Raw genomic sequence first — 20,647 nt, forward strand, 5'->3', positions numbered from 1 at the left:
TCGCCAGCGGTCGAGACACCCCGCGTCCGGACGACCGGCGGTCACGACGTGTCGGTATCGCGGGCGTCGAGCGACCATTCGTGACCGATCGACGGCGAGCAAGCGGGGAGTCGTGACCGCGCGAGCGAAGAACGCGCGCCTGCCCGCTCGAGCCCTCGCGCACGAGCGGCCCCGCATGCACGAGGGCCCGGCACGCAGAACGCGTGCCGGGCCCTCGGGCGTCAGGGAGTGGTCACTCCCACTCGATCGTCCCCGGCGGCTTCGACGTGACGTCGAGCACGACGCGGTTCACGTCCGGGACCTCGTTCGTGATGCGGTTCGAGATCTTCGCGAGGGTGTCGTACGGCAGACGCGTCCAGTCGGCGGTCATGGCGTCCTCGGACGAGACCGGACGGAGCACGATCGGGTGGCCGTAGGTGCGACCGTCACCCTGGACGCCCACGGAGCGGACGTCGGCGAGCAGGACGACCGGGCACTGCCAGATCTCCTCGTCGAGGCCGGCCGCGGTGAGCTCCTCGCGGGCGATCTTGTCCGCCGCGCGCAGCAGCTCGAGGCGGTCCTTCGTGACCTCACCGACGATGCGGATGCCGAGCCCCGGGCCGGGGAACGGCTGGCGACCGACGATGACCTCGGGCAGCCCGAGCTCACGGCCGACCGCACGGACCTCGTCCTTGAACAGGGTGCGCAGCGGCTCGACGAGCTCGAACGTCATGTCCTCGGGCAGGCCGCCGACGTTGTGGTGCGACTTGATGTTCGCGGTGCCGGAACCACCGCCGGACTCGACGACGTCGGGGTAGAGCGTGCCCTGGACGAGGAACTTGACCTGCCCCTCGGAGGCGGAGGCCTGGGCCTCCAGCACCAGGGCCTCGGCCGCGGCCTCGAACGTGCGGATGAACTCGCGGCCGATGATCTTGCGCTTCTGCTCCGGGTCGCTCACGCCGGCGAGGGCGTCGAGGAACTGCTGCTCCGCGTCGACCGTCACGAGCCGGACACCGGTGGAGGCGACGTAGTCCTCCTCCACCTGCTTGCGCTCGTCGGCGCGGAGGAGCCCGTGGTCGACGAAGACGCACGTCAGCTGGTCGCCGACGGCCTCGTGCACGAGGGCAGCGGCCACGGCGGAGTCGACACCACCGGAGAGCCCGGCGATGACGCGCGCCGAACCGACCTGCTCCTTGATGCGTGCGACCTGCTCCTCGATGACGTTCGCGGAGTTCCAGTCACCCGGAAGCCCCGCGGCACGGTGCAGGAAGTTCTCGAGCACGGCCTGGCCGTGGACCGAGTGCTTGACCTCGGGGTGCCACTGCACGCCGTAGAGCTTGCGTTCGTCGGACGCGAACGCGGCGACCGGGGTCGAAGCGCTCGACGCGAGGACCTCGAAGCCCTCGGGCGCCTTCGCCACGGAGTCACCGTGGGACATCCAGGTCACCTGGGACTCCGGCTGCGCACCGAGCAGGACGCTGTCCGTGCCGGTGACGGTGACGTCGGTCGCGCCGTACTCGCGCTGGCCGGTCTGGGCGACCTCGCCGCCGAGGGCGGTCGCCATGGCCTGGAAGCCGTAGCAGATGCCGAGCACGGGGACGCCGAGCTCGAGGATGCCGCCGTCGAGCGCGGGCGCACCCTGCTCGTAGACGGACGACGGTCCCCCGGAGAGCACGATCGCCGCCGGGTCCTTCGCCTTCACCTCGTCCGCGGTGATCGAGTGCGGGACGATCTCGCTGTAGACGTTGGCCTCACGCACGCGGCGAGCGATGAGCTGCGCGTACTGGGCTCCGAAGTCGACGACGAGGACGGGACGCTGTTCGGTCTCGCTCACCGAGCGGCCTCCTTCTCACGCTGCTGCGCAGCGGTCAGGTCGTGGTAGGTGTCCATCGCGATCTTCTGCATGCGGTGCTCGACCACGAAGGACATGAACGGGATGACGCCACCGAGGGCGATCAGCAGGAAGCGGATGGGCTTCCAGCGCATAATGCTCCACAGACGGAAGTCCGTGAAGAGGTAGAGGACGTACAGCCAGCCGTGGGCGATGAGGATCCCGATGGACAGGTTGAACGTGCCGGGCTCCTTGCCCGCGGTGCCCTCGGGCACGAAGAACTGCCCGCCGCCGAGCTGCATCTCGAGGTGCAGCGGCGTGTACTTGAGGATCATCTCGACCACGAGGGCCAGGAGCAGCACACCGGTGATGTACGCGGAGACGCGGTACCACTTCACCGCACCCGGGATCTTCGGGATGTCGCGGGTTCGGACGGTCAGAGCCATATCCGCCATCCTACCGTCGGTCGACGAGCGCCCCGTCGGCACTGTGGAGGCGTTCACGACGGTCCTCCTCCTCGCGCTCCCAGGCGTCCTTCACGAACCGGTACCAGAGGAACACGGCGAAGCCGGCGAACACGGCCCACTCGATCGCGTAGAAGAGGTTGAGCCAGTCGAACTGGACCTCACGCGTCGGAGCCCGGTCGGCGATGGTGCCGAGGTCGGCTGCCTTCGCGGTGGATCCGTCGGCGACGACGTACCCGAGGTACATGCGGTCGTCGAACTGCTTCCAGGTGTTGACGAACCGTGCGGGCGCCACGGCCGAGTACTCGCCCTTGTCGTACGTGTCCTGGTCGGGCGACTCCTCCGGGTAGAGCCGGCCCTCGACCGTGACGGTCTCGCCGTCGGCCAGACGGTCGCCACCGGCGACGGCGGCAGCGCGCTGGTCGGACCACCCGATCACGACCGGGAGGCTCGCTCCGGTCTCCGAGACGACGAGGTGCCCGACGGTCTGGTACGTCCCGCCTCCGCTCCGCCCGGTCAGGACGGTGGTGTCACCCGCGACGAAGGTGCCGGTGACGGTGACCTTCTGCCCGGCGAGGGACTCGGTGACGGGCCGCATCGGAGTGAGCGCGTCGTCGAGGGTCTCCTGCGTCTCCGTGGTGGCCGGGAGCGGCTTGCCGTTCTGGATGCTCCGCTCGAGCTGCCACTTGCCCAGGAACGCGAACACCGCCGCGAGCACGAGCGCCAGCAGCAGCAGCGCGATCCACCTCGGTCGTCGGGCAACAGCCCACATCTGTATCAGTACTCCGGATCGCGCTGTCGCACCGGGCGTTCGGGACGCTCGGCGGGGATCTCCACCGACGAGGTCACGGGTTCCTCGCGGGGCTCCGGTGCACCATTCTCGCGCTCTTCCCTCCCAGCCGCCTCCACGAGGGCGAACTCCTCCGCGAACTGGCGGTCGCGTTCGGCGCGACGGGCGGCCCTGGAGGCGTCCTCGTCGGCGACGCCGGCGACCGCGGCGGTGTGGATCGCCTCGTCGAGCGCCGGCCCGGTCGCTCCGGCGGCGACGCCGCGACCACCGCGGCTACCGAGGCGCGCGCGGAGACGCTGGCGCAGCCGCGCAACCCGCGCCGGACGCACCACGAGGCGGCCGATCCGGTCCGAGTTCACCGCGAGCAGCGGCCCGAGGACGGCCATGACGAGGACGTAGAGGCCCGCGAACGCGGTGATCCGCGCCTCCAGGCCGGCGGCGGCCGAGAGCGTGGCGAGGATCAGCGCGAACTCGCCGCGGTTCACCAGGATGACCGCGGTGTTGATCCCCTGCTGGACGCTGAAGCCGTTCATCCGGGCGACGATCTGACCGGCGACGGCGTTCAGGACGACGGTCATGCCGATCGCACCGAGGACCGGCCAGAGCACCTCGCCGAAGGTCGACAGGTCGAGCCCGAGTCCGAAGTTCACGAAGAAGAACGCGGCGAAGACGTCGCGCATCGGCAGCGCGAGCTGCTCGATGCGGTCGCGGTAGCGCGTGGCGCCGCAGAGCAACCCGATCACGAACGCGCCGATGGCGTCGGTGACGCCGAGGATCTCGCCGATGCCGCCGAACATCACCGCGAGGCCGAAGAACAGCACCGTGAAGAGCTCGTCGTCGCGGGTGGCGAAGATCTTCGACACCCACTTGCCGGCGAAGCGGGCGAGGGTGAACATCACGACGAGGAACCCGAACGCGAGCCCGAGCTTGCCGATCACACCCCAGACGTTCGTGTCGCCGGAGAGCACGACGGAGACGATCGCCAGGTAGATCGCGATGAAGACGTCCTCGATGACCGTCACGCCGAGGATCATCGGCGTCTCGTCGTTCGCCAGCCGTCGGAGCTCGATGAGCAGCTTCGTGACGATCGCGCTCGACGAGGTCGCCGTCATGCCCGCGATGATCAGGGCCTCGCGCGTGCCCCAGCCGAGCGAGAACCCGAACGCGAACCCGATCCCCATGTTGATCGCGACGTAGGTGCCGCCGGAGACGAGCAGCTTGCCGGCGTTGCCGTAGAACTCCTCCTGGTCGAACTCGAGCCCGAGGTTGAACAGGAGGAGGACCAGCCCGAACGTCGCGATCAGCTCGATCGTGTCGGACTCGACGTTCAGCCCGATCCACGGGGTGTGCGGGCTCGCGATGAGCCCCACGAGCATGTAGATGGGGATCGCCGGCAGGCCGATGGTCTTGCCCAGGCGTCCGAGGACGTAGGCGATGACGAACAGCACACCGATGGTGAGCAGCTCACCGCCCAGGTGCACGCGCTAGCTCCGGCGCGGGGCCTCGGCCGAGGCGGCCGCAAGCTCTCCGCTGCGGTAGAACGAGAACGCCTTCGCGACCTTCTCGGGCGCGCCGGCGACGACGATGGTGTCGCCCGGGAACACGACGAAGTCCGGGGAGGGAGCCGGGTTGGCGCTGTCGCCACGGACCACCGCGACGACGGTCAGGCCGATGAAGCCCGAGTCGTGGAGGTCGCCGAGGGGCTTGCCGGCGATGGCGTCGTCGTAGTCGACGGAGAACCAGTCGATGCTGAGGCCCGGGATCTCGTCGAGCTTGTCGAGGCCCTCGGTGATCCGGGTGCCGCCGAGGAGCTCCGCGAGGGTGTGCGCTTCGTCCTCGCTGAGGCGCAGCGACACCTTCTCCGACTTGTCCGCGCCGTCGGAGACGTCCGCGAAGGAGATGAGGTCGGAGTGTCCCGACCGGTGCGTGATGACACCGCACTTGCCACCGTCGTCGGTGTAGAAGCTGTGCAGCACGCCGACTCCGGGGAGCTTGACGCGATGGACGTCGACCATGAGATGGCCTCCCTTTCCGAGTACCACGATGATAACCACCGCCGGTCGCCGGGCATTCCGGGTCATCCGGTCGGTGGACGCGTCGGGCTCGGGGCCCGGGCTAGCGTCGGGGGATGCAGCGATCTCGGGGTGTCGTGGCCGTCGTCGGCGTGGCGGTGGTGGCGCTGTACGCCGCGCTGCTCGTCGTGGTCCAGCTGGTGCTCGACCCGCTCGCGGCGGTGCCGGGACGGTCGCTGGGCTCGATCTACGCCGAGCTCGAGCGGCAGGGCTTCCACACCAGTGTCGACGTGGCGGTGGTCGTCGGGGTCGGCGTCGTGGGCGTGCTGCTCGCCGCGGGCCTCCAGTGGGTCCTCTCGGAGCAGCGGGCACCGCTGTTCGCGATGGTCGCGGCGCACCTCGGCGTGCTCGCCGCGGGGATCGCGCCCGCCTGGATGAGCGGGACCGCGCTCGGCATGGACGTCGCCGACGCGTTCATGGTCGACGGCGGGTACCACACCGCCTGGTTCACGGTCCTCGTCGGCGCCAGCGGCGCCGCCCTCGTCGCGATGCCGTTCGTGCTCGTCGTCGGCCAGGCCGTGCACGTCCGACGCACCGCCCACCGGACGTCCGCGGTCTGACGGGCGCGCACCGTGCCTCCAGGCCGGTCTGGAGGCACGGTGCGGCTCGGCGACGTCCGTCGCCTACCGGGGTTCGCTCGTCTTCTCCCCGACCACCTGCTCGTCGGACGCCTTCGCACCGTCCGCACCGCTCGACCGGCCGCCGCCGACGACCACGTCGTCCTCGTCGAAGCCGAACGCGATGTCCGGCGCCTCGAGGCGGACGCGGTCCGCCGACTCGTCGTCGGGCTGGAGCTGCGACGCGCGCTCGGCCGCGACGCGCGTGAGATAGTTCGAGACCTCGTTCTCGGTGGTCTCCTGGTCCCACCCGAGGACGTCGGCCATGAGCTTCGCGGCGACCGGCGCCGCGGACTCCCCGCGGTCCCAGGCCTCGATCGAGATGCGGGTGCGCCGGGCGAGGACGTCCTCGAGGTGCAGGGCGCCCTCGTGCGAGGCCGCGTAGACGACCTCGGCACCGATGTAGTCGTCGGCCTGCGGGAGCGGTTCGGCGAGGGACGGGTCCTGCTCGACGAGCTGCAGGACCTCGGTCGCCAGCGTGCCGTAGCGGTTGAGCAGGTGCTCGATGCGGACCTTGTGCACCCCGACCGACCGTGCCGTGCGCCCGCGCCGGTTCCACGCGGCCGGGTAACCCTCGGCGCCGAGGAGCGGGATGTCCTCGGTGGTCGACTCCGGGATCTTGCCGTCCATCGCCGCGACGGCCTCGTCGATGGCGTCCTTGCCCATCACGCGGTACGTCGTCCACTTGCCGCCGGCCACGACGACGAGTCCTGGCGCGGTGTGCGCGACGACGTGCTCGCGGCTGAGCTGCGAGGTCTGGTCGGACTCGCCGGCGAGGAGCGGGCGGAGGCCGGCGTAGACGCCCTCGACGTCCTCGCGGGTGAGCGGGACCGCGAGCACCTTGTTGACGTGCTCGAGGATGTAGTCGATGTCCGCCGCGGTCGCCGCGGGGTGCGCCTTGTCGAGGTTCCAGTCGGTGTCGGTGGTGCCGACGAGCCAGTGCCGGCCCCACGGGATGACGAAGAGGACGCTCTTCTCGGTGCGGAGGATCATGCCGGTGTTCGACTGGAAGCGGTCACGCGGGATGACGAGGTGCACGCCCTTCGACGCCCGCACCTTGAACTGCCCGCGGGTGCCGACCATGGCCTGGGTGTCGTCGGTCCACACGCCCGTCGCGTTGACGACCTGCTTGGCCCGGACGTCGAAGCGCTCACCGGTCTGGATGTCGTGCGCGTGGGCGCCGACGACCCGCTCCCCCACCTTGATGAAGCCCTCGATGCGGACCCGGCTCGCGGCGTGCGCACCGTACGACGCTGCCGTGCGGACGAGCGAGGCGACGTAGCGCGCGTCGTCGACCTGCGCGTCGTAGTAGGTCATGCCGCCGACGAAGGCGTCCTTCTTCAGGCCGGGCATGTTCTTCAGGACCTGCTTGCGGCTGAGGTGCCGGTGGTGCGGAACGCCCGGGGGTCGGCCGCCGGACCAGCTGAACACGTCGTACATCGCCATGCCGATGCCGATGTAGAAGCGCTCCCACACCCGGTGGTTGAGCGGGTAGAGGAAGCGGACGGGCTTCACCAGGTGCGGGGCGATCCGCTGGAGGAGCAGACCGCGCTCGATCAGGGCCTCACGCACGAGCGCGAAGTTGAGCTGCTCGAGGTACCGGATGCCGCCGTGCACGAGCTTCGAGGACCGGCTCGACGTGCCCGAACCCCAGTCGCGGGCCTCGACGATGCCGACGCTCAGGCCACGCGTGGCGGCGTCGAGCGCGCTGCCGGCGCCGACGATGCCGCCGCCGACCACGAGGACGTCCACCTCGTGCTCCTTGAGCGCGGTGATCGCCGCCGCGCGTTCGTCCGGACCGAGCTTCACGGTCGGGTCGAACCCGACCCCACCGGCCGAGCGGGCCGTCGTGCTGCTGGTGGTCGTTGCCTTCGCCATGGTCGCCTCCGGTTCACGGGCGGCGCCGGAGCGTCAGTGCTGGTGGTACGGCGCCACGACCACTTCTACTCGCTGGAACTCCTTGACGTCGGAGTATCCGGTGGTCGCCATCGACCGACGCAGGGCGCCGACGATGTTCGCGCGGCCGTCCCACGTCGGGGTCGGGCCGTGCAGGACGTTCTCAAGCGGGGCGATCGTGCCGACCTCGACCCGGCGGCCGCGGGGCAGCTCCGGGTGGTGGGCCTCGGCACCCCAGTGGAAGCCGCCGCCGGGGGCCTCGGTCGCGCGGGCCAGGGCCGTGCCGAGCATGACCGCGTCGGCACCCATCGCGATCGCCTTGACGACGTCGCCCGCGGTGTCGAGCCCGCCGTCGGCGATGACGTGCACGTACCGGCCGCCGGACTCGTCCATGTAGTCACGACGGGCTCCGGCGACGTCCGCCACGGCGGTGGCCATCGGCGCGTGGATCCCGAGCGCGGCGCGGGTGGTCGACGCTGCGCCGCCGCCGAAGCCGACGAGGACCCCCGCGGCACCGGTGCGCATGAGGTGCAGGGCCGCCGTGTAGGTCGAGGCACCGCCGACGATCACGGGGACGTCGAGCTCGTAGATGAACTTCTTGAGGTTCAGCGGCTCTTCGTCCTGCGAGACGTGCTCCGCCGAGACCGTCGTGCCGCGGATGACGAACAGGTCGACGCCGGCGTCGACGACGGTCTGCGAGAACTCCTGCGTGCGCTGCGGGCTGAGCGAGCCGGCGACCGGCACCCCGGCGGCGCGGATCTCGGCGAGGCGCGCGGTGATCAGCTCGGCCTTGATCGGCTCGGAGTAGATCTCCTGCATGCGCTTCGTGACGTTGCCGTCGGTGAGGCTCTTGATCTCCTCGTAGTACGGCGCCGGGTCCTCGTAGCGGGTCCAGAGACCCTCGAGGTCGAGGACACCGAGGATGCCGAGCTTGCCCATCTGGATGACCGTGGCCGGCGAGGCGACGGAGTCCATCGGCGCGGAGAGGATCGGCGACTCGAACGTGAACGCGTCGATCGTCCACTGGACGGAGACGTCGCGCGGGTCACGCGTGCGTCGCGAGGGGACCACCGCGATGTCGTCGAACGCGTACGCCCGTCGTCCGCGCTTGCCTGCACCGATCTCGACTTCACTCACGGGCACAGCCTAGCGGGCGGCCCCCACACGGGTCCCCGACCGGGTGGACGGTCGCCGGGCGGTCTCGACGAGTCCGGACAGTAGCTCGGGGTAGTCGATGCCGACCGCCGCGAACATCTTCGGCAGCTGCGACTGCGCGGTGAGTCCGGGCATCGTGTTCACCTCGTTGAGGACGACCTCGCCCTCCGGCGTGACGAAGCAGTCGACGCGGGCGAGGCCGGCGCACCCGAGGCGTGCGAACAGGGTGCGGGCCACGGTGTCGATGCGCTCCGCGACCGCGGGCACGAGCGGGGCCGGCAGCACGAACCGCGCGCTGCCGTCGTACTTCGTGTCGGCGTCGAAGAACCCGGCGGCGTCGTTGAGGACCTCGAGCGGCGGGCCCACGACGAGTTCGCCGGTGACCCGTTCGAGCACGGCGACGTCGACCTCGCGTCCGGTCACGAGACGCTCGACGAGCACGCGGTCGTCGTGCGCGAACGCCTCGGCGAGTGCTGCGTCCAGCTGCCCGGGAGCGTCGACCCGGCTCACCCCGTAGCTCGAACCGCCGGCCACCGGCTTGACGATCCAGGGCATCGGACCGACGGTCACCGCGAGCGCGGCGGAGTCGACCGTGCGCGCCTCGGCCCGGGTGAGCAGGGTGCTCGGGGCGACGGCGACCCCCGACGCCTGGGCGACGAGCTTCGTCGCCCACTTGTCCATGGCGAGCGCCCCGGCACAGACCGGGGAACCGACGACGGGCACCCCGGCGAGCGCGGCGAGTGCGGCGAGCGAGCCGTCCTCACCGCCGGGACCGTGCACCGCGGGGAACACCACGTCAGCGGCGGCGAGCACCGCCGCGGCCTCGGGGAAGGAGCACGGCAGGTCGGCCGATCGCCACCCGCCGTCGCGTTCGATCGTCAGACGCGCGACCTCGTACCGCGTCGGGTCGAGGGCGGCCGCGACCGAGGCGGCGCTCGCGAGGCCGACCTCGTGCTCGCTGTTGGCGCCGCCGCCGATGACGACGACGCGGACGGGTGCGGTGGTGCTCATGCGCTGCTCCTGCTGGTGGTGGTGTCGACGGCTCGCTCGATGCGGCCGCCGAGTCCGGTGATGATCTCGTGGGCGTTCGTGTCGGCCCAGGTCGCCCAGTCGGCGGCGGTCGGGCCGGGTGCCCCGAGGAGCGTCACGACCTCGCCGCGCACGACCTCGGGTCCGGGCACCCCGGTCACGTCGAGCACGACCTGGTCCATGTTGATCCGCCCGACCACGGGGACGAGGTGGCCTCGGAGCCGCACCTGCGCCGACCCGGAGGCGGCCCGCGGCACCCCGTCCGCGTAGCCGACCGGCAGCACGGCGAGCACGGCGTCCCGCGGCGCGGTCCACGTGCCGTCGTAGCCGACCGGGGTGCCCGCACGGACGGACCGCACCGCGACGACCGGAGCGGTGACCGTCATCGCGGCGACGAGTCCGGCGTGCCCGGGGCCGATGCCGACGAGGGCGGCGCCGACGCGGACGGCGATGCCGGTGAGGTCGGCCCCGGCGAACGCGGCCGGCGTCCCGCCGAGGTGCAGCTCGACCGGGTGCCCGAGGGTCAGGTCGGCCGCGAGCCCGGCGAGCCGCAGCAGGGTGGCGGCGCGCGAGGCCGAGGCGCGGTCGGCGTTCGGCACGTGGCCCATCACCGCGCGGACGACGACGTACCCGGCGCGTTCGGCAGCGCCGGCGGCGTCGAGGAGCGCCTGCCAGCGGTGGGGTTCGGCGCCCTCGCGCGCCATGCCGGTGTCGACGTGCAGGTGCACGACCACGGCGGTCCCCGAGCGGCGTCCGGCCTCGGCGACGGCGACGAGGGTGGCCCGGTCACCGACCGCGACCTCGACCCGCTCGCGGGCGGCGGTCGTGAAGTCGGCGCCGGGGAGGTGCAGCCAGCAGAGCACGCGGGCGTCGATGCCCGCGGCGCGGAGGGCGAGCGCCTCGGGCAGTGTGGCCGTGCCGAGCGCGGTAGCCCCCGCGGCGAGCGCGGTCGTCGCCACCGTGGCCGCGCCGTGCCCGTAGCCGTCGGCCTTCACGACGGCGATCAGGTCGTGTCCTCGGACGGTGACCCGGCGGACGTTCGCGGCGATCGCGGCGGGGTGCACGGTGCGGAGCGGCCCGACCGCAGACGTCGGCGGCACGGGCACCGCGCCGACGCGCGGGTCGTTGATGAGCGTGGTCACGCCCTCAGCGTGGCGTCACCGCATCCCGCGCGGATCGGGGCCGAGGCTGAGCACCGTCCCCCTGGAGGATGAAGCACGCTCAGCCTCGAGGACGACGCTTCCTCAGGATCCGCAGCGTGAGGCCGAGGAGCACGACGAGCACGACCAGGACGACGAGCAGCACGGCGGCCGCCTTCACGAGCAGCGCGGCCCCCACGAAGAGCACGACGAAGAGCAGCCACACGGCGGCGTCGAGCACGAGGGGTCCGGGGGTCCGCACCCCGGCAACGGTAGCCGAACGGCGGGGACGACCCGCGCCTCCAGGCCGGGGAACGGGGCGAGGGAATGGGGCCGTGCGGCGCGGAGCGTCCACGCACGGCCCCACCCGGAGCGGATCCCACCCCCACAGCGGGACCCGCGGTCGACCAGCGCTAGCGCGCCGAGTCGACGTCCTTGGCGAGCGTCCCCAGGTACAGCTCGATGACCTCCGGGTCGTCGGCGAGCTCACGCCCGGTGCCCGAGTACGCGTTCCTCCCCTGGTCGAGCACGTACCCACGATCGCAGATCTGCAGACAGCGTCGCGCGTTCTGCTCGACCATGATGATCGACACACCGGCCTTGTTGATCCGGCGCGTCCGGATGAAGGTCTCGTCCTGGCGCACCGGCGACAGGCCGGCGCTCGGCTCGTCGAGCAGCAGCACCTTCGGGTCCATCATCAGCGCACGGGCCATCGCGACCGACTGCCGCTCGCCGCCGGAGAGCGAGCCGGCCCGCTGGTTGCGTCGCTGCGCGAGCACCGGGAAGAGGTCGTAGATGACCTCGAGCCGCTCGGCGAACTTCCGGGGCCGGAGGTACAGCCCCATCTGGAGGTTCTCCTCGATGGACAGGGAGGGGAAGACGTTGTTCGTCTGCGGGACGAACCCCACCCCGGCCTGCACGAGCTTGTTCGCCTTGAGGTTCGTGATGTCCTCGCCCTGCAGGGTCACCGCACCCTCGCGGATGGAGACCAGGCCGAACAGGGCCTTGAGGAGCGTCGACTTCCCCGCGCCGTTCGGGCCGATGATGCCGATGAGCTCGCCCGGGTAGCAGTCGAGGTCACAGCCGTTGAGGATGTTCACCCCGGGCAGGTACCCGGCGACGAGGTTCTTGGCGCTGAGGACCGGCTCGCCGCGGTCGATCGTCGCGGTCGCGGACGTCGCGCCCGTCGCGCCCGTCGCGTCGGTCGCCGGACTGGAGGCGCTGCTCGCGTTCGTGGGCTCGCTCGCGTCGGTCATCGGGTCGCCTCCTGCTCGTCTTCCTCGCGCTGTTCGTCTTCCTGCTCGACCTCTTCGGCGAGCTCCTCGTAGGTCTCCTCGGTCAGGAGCGAGTCGTCACCGAGGTCGGTGTCGTGGTGGGCGCCGAGGTACGCGTCGATGACGGCCTGGTCGTCCATCACGGTGTCCGCCGGGCCCTCGGCCACGACCTTGCCCTCGGCCATCACGACCACCCAGTCCGAGATGTGCCGGACCATGTGCATGTCGTGCTCGACGAAGAGGACCGTCATGCCGTCGTCGCGGAGGGACTGGATGTGCCCGAGCAGCGACTGGGTCAGCGCCGGGTTCACGCCGGCCATCGGCTCGTCGAGCATGATCATCGTCGGGTCGGACATGAGCGCCCGGGCCATCTCGAGGAGCTTGCGTTGCCCGCCCGAGAGCGAGCCGGCGTAGTCGTCCTGCTTCTCGAGGAGCTTGAAGCGGGCGAGCAGCTCCTCCGCCTTCGCGGTGATCTCGCGCTCGCGCTTCCGCCAGAGCGCCGGGACCAGACCGACGAAGAAGTTCTCCCCCGGCTGGTCGCGGGCGCCGAGCAGCATGTTCTGCATCACCGTGAGCCGGGACAGCGCCTTGGTGAGCTGGAACGTGCGGACCATGCCCTTGTTCGCGATGTGCGTCGCGCTCGTCTTCTGCAGCGTGTCCCCGTTGAACCGGGTCGTGGCACCGGGGCTCGGCTTGTCGAACCCCGTGAGCAGGTTGAAGAAGGTGGTCTTGCCGGCGCCGTTCGGGCCGATCAGCGCGGTGATCGAGCCGCGCTGGACCTCGAGGTGGTCGACGTCGACCGCGGTCATGCCGCCGAAGCGCCGCGTGACGGTGTCCACCGTGAGGATGGCGTCGTCCTTCGGGTGCGCGTAGGTCTCAGACACTGAACGTCAGCTCCTTCTTGTTGCCGAGGAGTCCCTGTGGGCGGAACACGATGAGGAGCATGAGCGCGACGCCGACGAGCACGTAGGAGAACTGCTCCGCCTGCTGCTGGTTCATGATCGAGTCGGGGATGAAGTCACCCGCCACCGTGCGGATGAAGAGCCGGACGACGAAGAACAGCACCGCGCCGAGCACCGGGCCGAACACCGTCGCAGCGCCTCCGAGGATGAGTGCCGTCCAGATGAAGAACGTCATCGAGCGGCCCATGGCGTCCGGCTGCACGGAACTCGGCAGGACGTAGACCACGCCGGCCAGGGCACCGAGTGCGCCACCGAAGACGAGCGCCTGCATCTTGTACGAGTAGACGTTCTTGCCGAGGGAACGCACGGCGTCCTCGTCCTCGCGGATCGCCTTGACGACACGGCCCCACGGGCTCCGCATGAGCAGGAAGAGCACGAGCGTGAACAGGGCGACGAGCCCCCACGCCGCGAGCCGGATCCACCAGCCGTTGACGCCGTTGTTCGAGTACGTGAACCACAGGATCGTCGTGGTGCCGTCCGGCAGCGGGCTGATGGCGTTGAACGGGTCACGGTAGGTCGAACCGGCGATGCCGTTCGAGCCGCCGGTCGTGTCGGTGAGCAGGCTCGAACGTCCGACCATGCGGATGATCTCCGCGCCGGAGATCGTGACGATCGCCAGGTAGTCGCCGCGGAGCCGCAGCGTGGGGATGCCGAGGATGATCGCGAACACAATGGCGATGGCGAGGGCGACGAGCACGGCGACCACGAACGGCAGCCCGTTCGTGATCGAGATCGCGAAGCCGTACGCGCCGAGCAGCAGGAACGCCGCCTGGCCCATGTTGACGAGGCCGGTGAGACCGAAGTGCACGTTGAGGCCGATCGCGGCGAGCGCGAACGCTGCCGTGGTCGGGGCGAGTGCTTCCTGCGACAACGCGGAGAGCAGGGAGAGGAAGTAGTCCATGGCGACGCTCCTTAGCCGATCCGCTCGGCGCGACCGAAGATGCCCTGCGGCCGGAACAGCAGGATGAGGATGAGGATCACGAGGGCCGTGGCGTACTTGAAGTCGCCCGGCAGCACGAGGTTCGTGAGCTCCACGACGATGCCGATGATCATCGAGCCCGCGAGTGCCCCGTACGCGGTGCCGAGACCACCGAGGGTCACCGACGCGAACATGAGCAGGAGCAGCTGGAGGCCGGTCTGCCAGTTGACGCCGTTGAGCACGAGGCCGAGCATGACGCCGGACAGGCCGGCGAGGCCGGCGGCGAGCGTCCACACGAACCGGATCACCCGGTCCACGTCGATGCCGGACGCCGCGGCGAGCGCCGGGTTGTCCGAGACCGCGCGGGTGGCCCGGCCGAAGCGGGTCTTCGCGAGGAAGAGCCCCGTGGCGACGAGCACGACGAGGGCGATCGCCATCGCGACGTAGGACTGCACGGTCAGCGTGATGCCCGCGAAGGACAGCGTCTCCGGGTTGCCCTTCTGGATGCGGACCGTGGCGGCGCCGAAGAAGTACTGGAAGGCGTACTGCGCGGCGATCGAGAGGCCGATCGTGACGATCATGAGCTGCGTGAGGCTGATGCGCTTCCGGCGGAGCGGCCGCCAGATCGCCGCGTCCTGCAGGTAGCCCGTGGCGGCGCACAACAGCGTGACGACGATGCCCGTCACCCAGATGTTCCACCCGAGCTGGTTCGCGAAGACGTAGGCGAGGAGACCGCCGAGGGTCACCTGCTCACCGTGCGAGAAGCTCGAGAGCCCCGTGGTGCCGTAGATCAGCGACAGGCCGATCGACGCCAGCGCGATGAGGAGCCCGAGTCGGATCCCCGAGGCGAACTGCTGCCAGGCGCGGGCGAAGCTGAAGCTGCTCGTGTCCGCCTGCGTGGTGGCGCCCTGCTGGTCCGAGAGCTGGAAGATCTGACCGACGTTGGCGTTCAACGTCGCGGAGACCTTCCGGTCGGCGTCGGCCGCGTTCGTCAGGTACTGCCCCTTCGGCAGCGTGTCCTGGTCGACGCTCACGGTGTACTGCCCGGCCGTCGTGACCGAGACCGACCAGCGACCGGAGTCGTCGGTCGTCGCGGTCTGGTCGAAACCGCCCGCACCCGTGACGTCGACGTCGACCCCGACGGCGGGCTTCCGCTCGGCGTCGAGGATCGTGCCGCGGATGCAGCCGTTCGTGGTGCTGACCGTGCACGGCCCGGTCGGGCTCGACGCACTGGCGGACGGGCTGCTCGTCGCCGCCTGCGCCGCGGGCGACACTGCCCAGTCGATCGCGAAGGTGGCGAGGAAGGCGAGGAAGAGTACTGCGGCGAGGAGCAGGCGGCTGCGGCCTGGTGCCCCTCGGCGGAACCGGCGCAGCAGTGCCGGCCCCGGCGGAGTGATGGAACCCACGGATGAGCCTCTCGTTCGGATGTCGAGGACCCTAGGGAGTTTTTGTGTCCCCCGTGTTTCCACCACGTTCCCTGGAGAAATCGTGCCGTAACCGTGATGCTGCTCAGGAACGGGAGCCACTCCTGGTCCGGAATGCGCGTGCACCCCCGCGCGTTACCATTGCTCATCCGGAACCCGTTGCTGCGTTCCCGGTGTCTCGACCACTTCAGGTGCCGCCCGCACGGCACCCCGCCCACGAAGGGGACTCATGGACCAGCCGGATCCGTTCGGATTCATCGGACTCACGTACGACGACGTCATGCTCCTGCCCGGACACACCGACGTCATCCCGAGCGAGGCGTCCACGACGTCCCGGCTCACCAAGCGCATCCAGGTGCACGTCCCGCTGCTCTCCGCGGCGATGGACACCGTCACCGAGGCCCGCATGGCGATCGCGATGGCGCGCCAGGGCGGCATCGGCATCCTGCACCGCAACATGTCCATCGCCGACCAGGCCGCGGCGGTCGACAAGGTCAAGCGGTCCGAGTCGGGCATGATCACCAACCCGGTGACCACCACCCCGGACGCCACCGTGGCCGAGGTCGACGCGATCTGCGGGCAGTTCCGCGTCTCCGGCCTGCCGGTGGTCGAGGGCGACGGCAAGCTCGTGGGCATCATCACGAACCGCGACATGCGCTTCGTGGCGCCCTTCGAGCACCAGACCACGCTCGTGCGCGACGTCATGACGAAGGCGCCGCTCATCACGGCCCCGGTCGGCATCGACCCCGACGACGCCGTCGCGATCTTCGCCGAGCACAAGATCGAGAAGCTCCCCCTCGTCGACGAGTCCGGCCGGCTCAAGGGCCTCATCACGGTCAAGGACTTCGACAAGAGCGAGAAGTACCCGGACGCCACGAAGGACGACGCGGGACGGCTGCGCGTGGGCGCGGCCATCGGCTTCTTCGGCGACGCCTGGCAGCGCGCGACCGCCCTGCTCGAGGCGGGCGTGGACGTCCTCGTCGTCGACACCGCCAACGGCGAGAGCGAAGGCGTGCTCGACATGGTGCGCCGCATCAAGGCCGACCCGGCGTTCGCCGGTGTGGACGTGATCGGCGGCAACGTGGCGACCCGTTCCGGCGCGCAGGCGCTCATCGACGCGGGTGTCGACGCCGTCAAGGTCGGCGTGGGCCCGGGCTCGATCTGCACCACGCGGGTCGTCGCCGGTGTCGGCGTGCCCCAGGTCACCGCCGTGTACGAGGCATCGCTCGCCGCCCGCGAAGCCGGTGTCCCGGTCATCGCCGACGGCGGCCTGCAGTACTCGGGCGACATCGCGAAGGCCCTCGTCGCGGGTGCCGACACGGTCATGCTCGGCTCGCTCCTCGCGGGCACCGACGAGTCCCCCGGCGACCTCGTCTTCGTCAACGGCAAGCAGTTCAAGGCGTACCGCGGGATGGGCTCCCTCGGCGCACTGCAGACCCGCGGCAAGAAGACCTCGTACTCGAAGGACCGCTACTTCCAGGCCGACGTCCCCTCGGACGACAAGCTCATCCCCGAGGGCATCGAGGGCCAGGTGCCCTACCGCGGCTCCGTGGCGAACGCCGTCTACCAGCTCGTCGGCGGGCTCCGGCAGTCGATGTTCTACGTCGGCGGCCGGACGATCCCGGAACTCAAGGCCCGCGGCAAGTTCGTCCGGATCACCCCGGCCGGGCTGAAGGAGTCGCACCCGCATGACGTGCAGATGGTCGTCGAGGCGCCGAACTACAGCCGCTGACGCAACCAGCGCCGAACGCCCCGTTCCTCGTCGAGGAGCGGGGCGTTCGCGCGTCCGGAGCCGATCAGTTGTGCGCCTGCTCAGATTCATCACGGCTCTGTAACGAAACATCCAGGGGTGGATGATCGTCACACGGGCGAAACGTATCCGCTCTAGCTTTCTCGACATCCCACGCGGAGGACACCGCGCTCGACCCGATGCGGTCCGGCCCCCCGCGCAGAGAAAGGGCTCCACGGATGATCAGAACCACCCGTGCCACCTCGGCACTGGCAGTGGCGGGAGTTGCAGCGCTCCTGCTCGCCGCGTGTTCCACCACCTCGGGCGGCAGCGCCCCTTCGGAGTCCGCCTCCGGCGGCGCGAAGAAGGACCCGGCCGCGAGCTGCAAGGCTCCGGACAACCCCAGCACCGATGCGCTGAAGATCGGCACGATCCTGCCGCTCACCGGCTCGCTGGCGTACCTCAACCCGCCCGCCGAGTCCGGCGTCGGCCTCGCGGTCGAGGACATCAACGCCGCCGGGGGCGTGCTGGGCAAGGACGTCTCGATCAGCCCCGCCACCGACTCGGGTGACAGCAACGACATGACCGTGTCGAGCGCCGCAGCCACGAAGCTCGTGAACGCGAAGGTGCCGGTCGCGATCGGCGCGGAGTCCTCGTCCGTCACCCTCAACGTGATCGACCAGCTCACGAGCAACTGCATCGTGGAGATCTCCCCCGCGAACACCGCGACCGACCTCTCGGGCTACTCTTCGTACTACTTCCGGACCGCTCCGCCGGACTCGGTGCAGGGCTCGGCGCTCGGCCAGCTGGTCACCGGTGACGGCAACGCCAAGGTCGCGTTCCTCGTCTTCAACGACACCTACGGCACGGGCCTGCGCAACTCGGTCCAGGCCGCGGTGGAGGCCTCTGGTGGCCAGGTCGTCTACGGCGGCAAGGGCAAGGGCCAGGAGTTCCCGCCCGGACAGACGACGTTCTCGTCCGAGGTGACGGCGGCGCTCGACTCGAAGCCGGACGCGATCGTCGTGCTCGCCTTCGACGAGACGAAGTCGATCATCCCGGAGCTCAAGGCGCAGAACGCCGACATGTCGAAGATCTACATGTCCGACGGCAACACGGCGGACTACTCGAAGGACTTCGACGCCGGCACCCTCACCGGCGCCCAGGGCACCATCCCCGGCGCCTCGCCGAAGGACGACCTGAAGAAGCGCTTCGCCGAGTTCTACAAGACGTCCTCGGGCAAGACGCTCGCCGACTACTCGTACGCGGCCGAGTCCTACGACGCCACCGTGCTCGCGGCCCTCGCTGCCGTGAAGGGCAAGGGCACCGACTCGGGCACCATCCAGGCCAACATGGCCGCGGTGTCCGGCGCCGACGGCGGCACCGAGTGCTCGACCTTCAAGGAGTGCTCGTCGCTCCTCGGTGACGGGAAGGACATCCACTACACGGGTCCGTCCGGCATCGGTCCGTTCGACGAGAACAACGACCCGTCGAGCGCCTACATCGGCATCTACAAGTTCGACAAGGACAACAAGCCGGTCTACCAGAGCGCCATCCAGGGCTCGGTGAAGTAGGTCCGACCAGCACGACTGGCCCCGAGTCTCGGCTGTACGCAGCCGAGACTCGGGGCCAGCGTCGTGTCTCGTGGCGGATGGCGCGAGATCTGTCGCCGGGCGCGAGACTCGCCTCCGCGGACACGGCCGGGAGGCACGACCCGCCCCCGTCGGGTCAGGCCGGGTCCGCCAGCGGGGCGGCCTGGGCACGCCGGCGCGAGGACCGTGCGGCGGCGAAGCTGTCCACCGTGAGCACGACGAGCGCCAGCCACACGATCGCGAAGCCCGCCCACCGCTCGGGCGGCATCGGCTCGTGCTGCACGACCACCCCGACGAGGAGCTGCATCACCGGTGCGAGGTACTGCGTCAACCCCAGGGTCGACAGGCTGACCCGCCGGGCCGACGAGGCGAAGAGCAGCAGCGGCACCGCGGTCGCCGGGCCGGTCAGCACCGTCACGACGACGTGCCCCCAGCCCTCGCTCGTGAACGTCACCCCGCCACCGAGGCCCGTCACACCCATCACCAGCAGCGCCGCCACCGCGAGCGGCAGCAGCCACACCGTCTCGATCGTCAGCCCGCTCAGCGCGTCCACCGTGCCCCCGACCCGCTTCTTCACGAGTCCGTAGAGCCCGAACGAGAACGCGAGCGCCAGTGAGATCCACGGCATCTGCCCGTACCCGACCGCGATGACCACGACCGCGACGACGCTGATCCCGACCGCGGCCCACTGCGCCGGACGCAGGCGCTCCCGCAGCACGACGACGCCGAGCGCGATCGTGACGAGCGGGTTGATGAAGTAGCCGAGGGCGGCCTCGACCGTGTGGCCGGTCGTCGTCGCGGCGACGTACACGGTCCAGTTCACGAGGATGAGCACCGCGGCGAGCCCCATCACGAGCATCACACGGCGCTGGGCGACCAGGGAGCGGGTCCGGAGCCACGACCGCGTGACGACGATCGCGACCGCGCAGAACACCAGCCCGAAGACGATCCGCCACGCGACGATCTCGACCGCGCCGGCCGGGGACATCGCTGCGAAGAGCAGCGGCATGAGTCCCCACAGCCCGTACGCGACGATCGCCTGCACGACACCGACGGATGCCTCGCTGCGGGCGGACTGGGCGGGCGTCGGTTCGGCCACGGAACCATCCTAGGAAGCCGCGCCGACGCTGAGGCCCGGCACTGTGCCTCCGCCCATCGGCACGGCCGCCGCGTCGCTGGCGCGTCGCGTCGGAACCGGCGACGTGGGCCCGGGCCGGAAGCGCAGCGGACGCACGAACGCCCCGCCGGCCTGGTGGCCGACGGGGCGTTCGCAGTGTGGCTGGACTCAGCGCACGACGACCGCGAGGACGTCGCGGGCCGAGAGGACCAGCAGGTCCTCGCCCGAGTACTTGACCTCGGTGCCGCCGTACTTGGAGTAGATGACCTTGTCGCCGACGGCGATGTCCAGCGGGATGCGGTTGCCGTTGTCGTCGACGCGGCCCGGGCCCACTGCCACGACCTCGCCCTCCTGGGGCTTCTCCTTGGCGGTGTCCGGGATGACCAGACCGGAAGCGGTGGTCTGCTCCGCCTCGACCTGGCGGATGACGATGCGATCCTCGAGCGGCTTGATGCTGACGGCCACGGTGACCTCTTCTTTCTCGGTACTGACTCGGTACAGATGGGAACCGGGTTGGCACTACGCACAGGAGAGTGCCAACGCCAACTCTAGGGGGTCCGCTGGCACTCGGTCAATCCGAGTGCCAGCGCGGTGGACCCGGTGCTGCACCTGGGAGGATCGGAGGATGGACGCCGCCGAACTCGCCCAGCTGCTCACCCCC

Annotated in this window: 19 protein-coding genes; 3 read left to right on the forward strand and 16 right to left on the reverse strand. The window is 70.4% G+C overall.

The window, feature by feature from the left end; all coding sequences use genetic code 11:
- Positions 1 to 232: 232 nt before the first annotated feature.
- The 5 genes from guaA to IEY20_RS09975 are packed head-to-tail and all read right to left on the reverse strand — an operon-like array spanning position 233 to position 5,079.
- Positions 233 to 1,813 (reverse strand): glutamine-hydrolyzing GMP synthase, encoded by a 1,581-nt coding sequence (gene guaA / locus IEY20_RS09955; RefSeq protein WP_188889105.1) that lies wholly within the window; start codon positions 1,811 to 1,813, stop codon positions 233 to 235.
- Positions 1,810 to 2,256, reverse strand: a complete 447-nt coding sequence (locus IEY20_RS09960; RefSeq protein ID WP_022904861.1) for a DUF3817 domain-containing protein — start codon at positions 2,254 to 2,256, stop codon at positions 1,810 to 1,812. Before IEY20_RS09960 ends, guaA begins: the two co-directional genes overlap by 4 nt.
- A 10-nt stretch (positions 2,257 to 2,266) precedes the next feature.
- Entirely contained in the window at positions 2,267 to 3,046 is a 780-nt protein-coding gene (locus IEY20_RS09965) for an SURF1 family cytochrome oxidase biogenesis protein (protein WP_175328253.1), read from the reverse strand.
- Positions 3,047 to 3,051: 5 nt separating this feature from the next.
- Positions 3,052 to 4,545: a cation:proton antiporter gene (locus tag IEY20_RS09970; protein WP_175328254.1), complete on the reverse strand. Its 1,494-nt coding sequence runs from the start codon at positions 4,543 to 4,545 to the stop codon at positions 3,052 to 3,054.
- Between the two features lie 3 nt (positions 4,546 to 4,548).
- Positions 4,549 to 5,079 (reverse strand): cation:proton antiporter regulatory subunit, encoded by a 531-nt coding sequence (locus IEY20_RS09975; RefSeq protein WP_022904611.1) that lies wholly within the window; start codon positions 5,077 to 5,079, stop codon positions 4,549 to 4,551.
- Between the two features lie 113 nt (positions 5,080 to 5,192).
- Here IEY20_RS09975 and IEY20_RS09980 point away from each other — a divergent pair, with 113 nt between their 5' ends.
- Complete coding sequence (locus IEY20_RS09980) at positions 5,193 to 5,696, forward strand: hypothetical protein (RefSeq protein WP_175328255.1); 504 nt, start codon at positions 5,193 to 5,195, stop codon at positions 5,694 to 5,696.
- A gap of 63 nt (positions 5,697 to 5,759) precedes the next feature.
- On the opposite strand, the gene IEY20_RS09985 is transcribed toward IEY20_RS09980, so the two are convergent.
- The 9 genes from IEY20_RS09985 to IEY20_RS10025 all read right to left on the reverse strand — a co-directional run bounded on the left by IEY20_RS09985 (position 5,760) and on the right by IEY20_RS10025 (position 15,524).
- Positions 5,760 to 7,631, reverse strand: a complete 1,872-nt coding sequence (locus tag IEY20_RS09985) for a glycerol-3-phosphate dehydrogenase/oxidase (protein WP_022904613.1) — start codon at positions 7,629 to 7,631, stop codon at positions 5,760 to 5,762.
- Positions 7,632 to 7,664: 33 nt separating this feature from the next.
- On the reverse strand, positions 7,665 to 8,786 hold the full coding sequence (locus IEY20_RS09990; protein WP_175328256.1) for a GuaB3 family IMP dehydrogenase-related protein: 1,122 nt from the start codon (positions 8,784 to 8,786) through the stop codon (positions 7,665 to 7,667).
- A gap of 9 nt (positions 8,787 to 8,795) precedes the next feature.
- Positions 8,796 to 9,815: a D-alanine--D-alanine ligase gene (locus IEY20_RS09995; RefSeq protein WP_175328257.1), complete on the reverse strand. Its 1,020-nt coding sequence runs from the start codon at positions 9,813 to 9,815 to the stop codon at positions 8,796 to 8,798.
- Positions 9,812 to 10,975, reverse strand: a complete 1,164-nt coding sequence (gene alr, locus IEY20_RS10000) for an alanine racemase (RefSeq protein ID WP_229727977.1) — start codon at positions 10,973 to 10,975, stop codon at positions 9,812 to 9,814. The genes IEY20_RS09995 and alr overlap by 4 nt, the downstream gene beginning before the upstream one ends.
- Before the next feature lie 79 nt (positions 10,976 to 11,054).
- Entirely contained in the window at positions 11,055 to 11,234 is a 180-nt protein-coding gene (locus IEY20_RS10005) for a hypothetical protein (RefSeq protein WP_175328258.1), read from the reverse strand.
- A 151-nt stretch (positions 11,235 to 11,385) separates the two neighbouring features.
- Positions 11,386 to 12,228: an ABC transporter ATP-binding protein gene (locus IEY20_RS10010; RefSeq protein ID WP_229727978.1), complete on the reverse strand. Its 843-nt coding sequence runs from the start codon at positions 12,226 to 12,228 to the stop codon at positions 11,386 to 11,388.
- Positions 12,225 to 13,130 carry an ABC transporter ATP-binding protein gene (locus IEY20_RS10015; protein WP_022904619.1) on the reverse strand — a complete coding sequence of 302 codons (906 nt, stop codon included), beginning with the start codon at positions 13,128 to 13,130 and terminating at the stop codon, positions 12,225 to 12,227. Before IEY20_RS10015 ends, IEY20_RS10010 begins: the two co-directional genes overlap by 4 nt.
- Positions 13,123 to 14,109, reverse strand: a complete 987-nt coding sequence (locus tag IEY20_RS10020) for a branched-chain amino acid ABC transporter permease (RefSeq protein ID WP_175328259.1) — start codon at positions 14,107 to 14,109, stop codon at positions 13,123 to 13,125. Before IEY20_RS10020 ends, IEY20_RS10015 begins: the two co-directional genes overlap by 8 nt.
- Before the next feature lie 11 nt (positions 14,110 to 14,120).
- On the reverse strand, positions 14,121 to 15,524 hold the full coding sequence (locus IEY20_RS10025) for a branched-chain amino acid ABC transporter permease (RefSeq protein WP_444542370.1): 1,404 nt from the start codon (positions 15,522 to 15,524) through the stop codon (positions 14,121 to 14,123).
- Between the two features lie 256 nt (positions 15,525 to 15,780).
- Between IEY20_RS10025 and guaB the strand changes: the two genes are divergently transcribed.
- Both guaB and IEY20_RS10035 read left to right on the forward strand, forming a co-directional pair.
- Complete coding sequence (gene guaB / locus IEY20_RS10030; RefSeq protein WP_022904622.1) at positions 15,781 to 17,283, forward strand: IMP dehydrogenase; 1,503 nt, start codon at positions 15,781 to 15,783, stop codon at positions 17,281 to 17,283.
- A 236-nt stretch (positions 17,284 to 17,519) separates the two neighbouring features.
- Positions 17,520 to 18,851, forward strand: coding sequence for an ABC transporter substrate-binding protein (locus tag IEY20_RS10035; RefSeq protein ID WP_031274017.1), 1,332 nt, complete (start codon positions 17,520 to 17,522; stop codon positions 18,849 to 18,851).
- 154 nt (positions 18,852 to 19,005) lie between these two features.
- Here IEY20_RS10035 and rarD read toward each other — a convergent pair whose 3' ends face one another.
- Entirely contained in the window at positions 19,006 to 19,968 is a 963-nt protein-coding gene (gene rarD, locus IEY20_RS10040) for an EamA family transporter RarD (RefSeq protein WP_175328260.1), read from the reverse strand.
- Positions 19,969 to 20,154: 186 nt separating this feature from the next.
- Positions 20,155 to 20,451 carry a co-chaperone GroES gene (groES, locus tag IEY20_RS10045; protein WP_022904625.1) on the reverse strand — a complete coding sequence of 99 codons (297 nt, stop codon included), beginning with the start codon at positions 20,449 to 20,451 and terminating at the stop codon, positions 20,155 to 20,157.
- Positions 20,452 to 20,647 lie beyond the last annotated feature (196 nt).

It is taken from the genome of Curtobacterium luteum (genome assembly GCF_014646995.1).
Taxonomy (GTDB): Bacteria; Actinomycetota; Actinomycetes; order Actinomycetales; family Microbacteriaceae; genus Curtobacterium; species Curtobacterium luteum.